Source organism: Nonomuraea sp. NPDC005983 (assembly GCF_040614375.1).
Classification (GTDB): domain Bacteria; phylum Actinomycetota; class Actinomycetes; order Streptosporangiales; family Streptosporangiaceae; genus Nonomuraea.
Genome location: NZ_JBEXUP010000258.1, coordinates 1 through 5440, shown reverse-complemented (window position 1 = coordinate 5440; position 5440 = coordinate 1). Strand labels below are relative to the sequence as shown.

Sequence of the window (5440 nt, the reverse complement as noted above, 5' to 3'; positions counted from 1 at the left end):
TCCGCCGTCGAACGGTCCGCGACGCGCATCCGGTAGGCGCGTGCCCGGCAGGCGCGTGAGCAGTACCGCGGTGGCCGGCCGCGCTCGGCCGGGCGCAGCGTCCGTCCGCACATCTCACACGTCGGCATGCTCGGCGACCACCCTCATTTTCGTCACGAAACTCTTGTCGTGACGAAAGTATAGAAGACGGGAGGAGAAATGCACGAATCAAGCCTGTTGGCCTGGGGAAATAGGGCAAGGCTTCGCATATCTTTCGATCACGTTGTACGGTGTATTTATGACTCGTACAGCGTATTCACGAGGGGTGCATGCCCATGCGCCCGCGCCCTACGCCCTCGAACTGCTCGACGTGGTCAAGCGCCACGGGCACGGCGACGCCGCCGTCACCGCGCTCGACAGGGTGACGATGCGCATCCCCCGTGCCACCTTCACCGCGGTGATGGGCCCCTCGGGCTCGGGAAAGAGCACCCTGCTGCACTGCGCCGCCGGGCTCGACCGGCCGACGTCCGGGTCCGTCGTCCTCGACGGGCGCGACCTGAAGGGCATGGACGAGACGGCCCTGACCCGGCTCCGGCGCGAGCGCATGGGCTTCGTCTTCCAGTCCTTCAACCTCGTGCCGACGTTGACCGTGGCGCAGAACGTGACCCTGCCCCTCGAGTTCGCCGGCCGCCGCGCCGACCAGCGGCAGGTGCGGGCGCTGCTCACCCGGCTCGGGCTCGGCCACCGGATCGACCACCGCCCGGCGGAGCTGTCCGGCGGCCAGCAGCAGCGCGTGGCCATCGCCCGCGCCCTGCTCTCCCAGCCGGCCGTCCTCTTCGCGGACGAGCCCACCGGCGCCCTCGACACCCAGGCCGCCCGCGACGTGCTCGACATCCTGCGGGAGGCCGTGACCCTGTCCGGCCAGACGATCGTGATGGTCACCCACGACCCGGTGGCGGCCTCCTACGCCGACACGGTCGTCTTCTTCGCCGACGGGCGGATCGTCGACAGCATGGCGCGCCCGCACGCGGGAGCGGTGGCCGCGCGGATGGCCCAGCTGTCCGCGCCGGCAGCCGCCGACGCGAGGCCGGTCCCCCAGGACGGTGGCGTCCGATGATGTGGAGACTGGCCTTCCTCGCGGTCCGCGCGCACAAGGCGTCGTTCCTCGCCTCGGCGGCCGTGATGGCGGCGGGCACCGCGCTGCTCACCGCGTTCGCGAGCCTGCTGGAGACCGGGATGGCGACCGGCGGCGACACCGGCTTCCTGGTCATGCTGCCCGCCATCCTCGGCGGCTGGACGGTGGCGATCGTCGCCTTCGGCGTGGTCTCCACCGTCTCCCTGACGATCCAGCACCGGGAACAGGAACTCGCCCTGCTCCGGTCGATCGCCGCCACCCCACGGCAGATCCGGCAGAACGTCGTACGGGAGACGGTCATGGTGGCGCTGCCCGCGGTCGTCGCGGGCCTGCTGCCCGGCGTCGGGCTCGGCGCGCTCGTCCTCGGGCGGCTCGTGGACGGCGGCCTGGTCAGCGCCCGCACCGAGCTGAGCGCGGGGTGGCTGTGCGTGGCGATCGGCGCGGGCACGTCCCTGCTCGCGGCGGTCGGCGCCGCCCTGATCTCCAGCAGGCGGGCCGCGTCCATCCCGCCCGTGCGCGCGCTGAGTGAGTCCACGCCCGCGGCGGCCCGCGCACTGACCCGCGCCCGCGTGCTCAGCGGCCTGGGGCTGCTGGTCGTCGGCCTGAGCCTGGGGGCGGGAACCCTCCTCATGGAGAACGGCCCGCTGCTCTCCAGCACGGCGGGCCCGGCGGGCGTGGCCGCGGCGGTCGGGCTCGCCCTGCTCAGCCCGGCCGCGGTGACGCCCATCAGGCTGTTCACCCAGGCCAGGATCGGGGCCACCGCCAGGCTGGCCGCCCGCAACGTCCACGTGCGGGCGAAGCACAGCGCCAGCGTGGCGTCACCGCTGATCCTGCTGGTGGGCATCGCGGCCGGAACCCTCTACATGCAAAGCACCGAGGACAGCACCCACCGCGGGCCCGCCGTCGCCGGTGACGTCGGTGTGCAACTCGCGCCCGTGAACTACCTGGTCGTCACCATGATCATCGGCTTCTCGGCGATCGTCGTGATCAACACGCTGGTCGCGGCCACCAGGCGGCGGCGCCGCGAGTTCGGCCTGCTGCGGCTGTCCGCCGCCACCCACGGCCAGGTGCTGAGGATGGTCACCGTCGAGGCCGCCGTCACCGCCGCCATCGCCGTCGTGCTCGGCACCGGCGCCGCCGCCGTGACGACCGTGCCGTACAGCCTGGTCAAGACCGGCTCGCCGATCGCGTCCGGACCGGCGTGGATGTACCTGGCCATCGTCGGCGGCGCCTTCCTGCTCGTCATGCTGGCCGCGATCCCGACGGCGCTGGGCGCCCTGCGCACCCGGCCGGTCGACGCCCTCTCCGCGGCGTAGCCCGCCTACCGGTGCGCCCCTCCCGTCGTGTCCGGGTGGGCGCGGCTCCCGTCCGCGTTCCGCGTCCGCAGGACGCCCCACAGCACGGCGGACACGCACACCAGGCCCAGCGCGCCCCCGCAGGCGATGACCTGGTGGACGGGGACGAACTCGGCGGCCGCGCCCGCCAGGGTCATGCCCAGGCCCTGGGCCGTCATCAGACCGGCGGTCATCACCGTCATCGCCCGGCCACGCAGCCGCTCCGGGACGGCGGCGACGAACCACTGGTCAAGGCCGAGGGTGTAGGAGATGCCGCAGCCGGTCAGCACCTGACACACCAGCGCCCAGCCGAGCGAGGGCTGGAACGCGTACCCGACGGCCGGCAGCATCGCCAGCACGGCGACCGGCAGCGTGAGACGCGCCCGGCCACGCGGGCCGAGCAGCGAGCCCACCAGGGCCTCGCTCGCGATCGCGCCGATCGGCATCCCGCACATGAGCAGGCCGAGCCCCGCCGGACTGACCGCGAGGGCGCCGGCGTACGAGGTCAGAAGCGCCTCGGAGACGACCACGAACATCGGCGGCACCCAGGCCAGCAGCAGGAGCGACCTGACGCGCCGGTCGGCGAGGAGCAGTCGCATCCCGGACAGCGACTCGCTCACCAGCGCGCCGCCGTCCGTCCCGGCCCGCGCCGGACGGGCGGACGTGCCGAAGCGGAGCAGCAGCGCGGAGCCGAGGAAGGTCGCCACCGCCAGCACGAGCACGGCCCGCGGCGACAGGACGGCCAGCAGCAGGCCGCCGGCGGCGAAGCCGGCGAGCTGCCCGCTCTGCCCGACGAGCCGGATGACCGAGCGGCCCAGGATGAACAGGTCGCCCTCGCCGAGGATGTCGCCGAGCGTCGACGCCCGCGTGCCGGTGAAGACCGGCGCGACGGCGGCGGTCACACACCGCAGGACGAGCAGCACGGCGACGGGCACGCCCGGCGCCACCATCCCGGCCGCGCAGGCGGCGCAGAGCAGATCGCAGACGACCAGAACCCGGCGTGCCGGGAACCGGTCGGCGACGGAGGACAGCAGGGCGCCGCCGACCACGTACGGAAGCAGCCCGAGGGCGAAGGTCAGCGCGCTGAGCAGCGGCGAGGAGGTGAGCCGGTAGATCAGGACCGACAGGGCGATCTCGGAGACGACGACTCCGAGCGTCGACATCGCGTGCGCGGCGAACACCGCGCGGAACTCGCGAACCGCGAAGACGGCCAGGTAACCGGAGCTCCGCCCGTCGGCGCCTGCCGGGCCCGAGCCTCCGCCCCCGGAAGGGTGGGATGACATGAGCGGCAGCCTGCCGGGGCGCCCGAGCCGTTCTCCAGTCATTAGGCTGTGGCCGAATCATGGGCCGAATCATGGGCCGAATCACGAGGGGACCATGCCGCTGCACCTGAGGTTCGGCACCGACGACCTGTTGCGCTGCCGGTTCGCCCTCTCGCCGCTGTGCGAAACCCATGAGGCCGTCCGTACGCTGACGCGTCGCGGACGGCACGGCTACCACCTGCCGTGGCTGCGGCGGATGCGGGCGGCGCTGGCCGGGCTCGACCTGTCCGAGTTGCAGTTGTTCATGCGGACGCCCGGCGGCTACACCCCCGACTTCCTGGCGCCTCCCCCCTCGGCCTCGCCCGCCTCCTTCGAGGAGGAGCTGTCGCGCCTGCGGGCCACCGACCCGGCCGCGGCGCGCGACGAGATGGCCCGCTCGCTGGCCTGCGCCCCGAGAGCCGCCGAGTCCCCGCTCGGCCGCAGGATGCTCGACGACCCCGCGCGTGCCGTGCAGCGGCTCGCCGACCTCACCGAGCGTGCCTGGAACGCCCTGATCGCCACCGACTGGCCGCGGCTGCGCGCCCTGCTGGACGCCGACATCGCCTACCGGTCGAGGCAACTGGCCGACGGCGGCCTCGAGAGCCTGTTCGCCGACCTGCATCCCACGCTGAGCTGGGCGGACGGCACTCTCACGCTCCGCGACCCACCCGCCTTCCGCAACGTGCGGGACCTCGGCGGCCGCGGCGTGCTGCTGGTCCCGAGCATCTTCGTCTGGCCGGACGTGGTGAGCGGCTTCGCCCCGCCCTGGCAGCCCACGGTCATCTATCCGGCGCGTGGCATGGGCGAGCTGTGGCAGCGCCGCCCCGTTCCCGAGGCGCGGGACCCGCTCGTCCGGCTGCTCGGGGCGAACCGGGCGGCCATCCTGAGCGGGCTCGGCGAACCGGCGTCGACCACGTCCCTGGCACGCCGGCACGCTCTCGCGCCGTCGTCCGTCTCGGCGCACCTGTCCGTACTGCGCGACGCCGGGCTGCTGGAGTCACACCGCCGGGGAAACCAGGTGCTCTACGAGCGCACTCCGTTGGGCGACGCGCTCGCCGACGACGCCTGAGCCGTGGTCACGTCCTCGTCCTGGCGGACGGGGCGGCGGCCACCTTCGGACGGCCGACCCTCGCCACGTGCAGCAGGGTCAGCGGGTCGGCCACGCCCAGCCGGTCCGCCAGGGCCTGCCGGGTTTCCGCGCAGTCGATGACCTGGCTGATCGGGTGCGCGCTGTAACCCAGGCCCGAGAGGGTGAGCCAGTTCCGCATCAGCACCCGGCCGGCCTCCACCTGCTCCGCCACCGGCCCGATCAGCACCAGCACGTCCCCGTCGTAGTCGAGCAGCCCGCGCGCGGCGGCGGCCAGCGCCTTGGGCAGCCCCAGGCCGCGCAGCGCCGGGTAGAGCGCGAGCGAGGCGCGCAGCCCGAACGCCTTCGTCCCGCTCAGCGCCAGGGCCTGGTCGGTGAGGCCGTCGAGCCGGTAGCGGGGGTGGCGCGGGGTCAGCCGCAGCCAGTCGCGCAGCTCCCGCGTCACGTCAGGGTCGCGGAACTGGCTCAGGTCGGCCGCGTGCAGCAGGCCGGCGAGGTCCCGGCAGGGCAGGCGGCGCACGCCGGTCAGCCGGTCGGCGACCTCGGCGGGCAGCCGTCCCGGGTGGTAGCCGCCGCGGTTGGAGCCGCGCGCCCGCACGTCCGC

General features: G+C 73.9%; 5 protein-coding genes. 3 read left to right on the top strand and 2 right to left on the bottom strand.

Annotated elements, in window-relative coordinates:
• Positions 1 to 277 precede the first annotated feature (277 nt).
• Together ABZ297_RS46110 and ABZ297_RS46105 are read left to right on the top strand one after the other, a co-directional pair.
• Complete coding sequence (locus tag ABZ297_RS46110) at positions 278 to 1096, top strand: ABC transporter ATP-binding protein (protein ID WP_355360746.1); 819 nt, start codon at positions 278 to 280, stop codon at positions 1094 to 1096.
• Complete coding sequence (locus tag ABZ297_RS46105) at positions 1093 to 2430, top strand: FtsX-like permease family protein (protein WP_355360744.1); 1338 nt, start codon at positions 1093 to 1095, stop codon at positions 2428 to 2430. Before ABZ297_RS46110 ends, ABZ297_RS46105 begins: the two co-directional genes overlap by 4 nt.
• Before the next feature lie 5 nt (positions 2431 to 2435).
• Here the strand turns inward: ABZ297_RS46105 and ABZ297_RS46100 are convergent, their stop codons facing one another.
• Positions 2436 to 3731 (bottom strand): MFS transporter, encoded by a 1296-nt coding sequence (locus ABZ297_RS46100; RefSeq protein ID WP_355360741.1) that lies wholly within the window; start codon positions 3729 to 3731, stop codon positions 2436 to 2438.
• 94 nt (positions 3732 to 3825) lie between these two features.
• Here ABZ297_RS46100 and ABZ297_RS46095 point away from each other — a divergent pair, with 94 nt between their 5' ends.
• A complete protein-coding gene (locus ABZ297_RS46095; RefSeq protein ID WP_355360738.1) occupies positions 3826 to 4818 on the top strand; it encodes a DUF5937 family protein in 993 nt (330 codons plus the stop codon).
• A gap of 7 nt (positions 4819 to 4825) precedes the next feature.
• Here the strand turns inward: ABZ297_RS46095 and ABZ297_RS46090 are convergent.
• The coding region (locus ABZ297_RS46090) for a hypothetical protein (protein ID WP_355360735.1) at positions 4826 to 5440 on the bottom strand (615 nt) is incomplete at its 5' end.

Excerpts from the sequence above, each read along its gene's own strand:
- ABZ297_RS46105 (WP_355360744.1), top strand. The coding sequence starts at position 1,093 with ATGATGTGGAGACTGGCCTTCCTCGCGGTCCGCGCGCACAAGGCGTCG.
- ABZ297_RS46110 (WP_355360746.1), top strand. The coding sequence starts at position 278 with ATGACTCGTACAGCGTATTCACGAGGGGTGCATGCCCATGCGCCCGCG.
- ABZ297_RS46095 (WP_355360738.1), top strand. The coding sequence starts at position 3,826 with ATGCCGCTGCACCTGAGGTTCGGCACCGACGACCTGTTGCGCTGCCGG.
- ABZ297_RS46100 (WP_355360741.1), bottom strand. The coding sequence starts at position 3,731 with ATGTCATCCCACCCTTCCGGGGGCGGAGGCTCGGGCCCGGCAGGCGCC.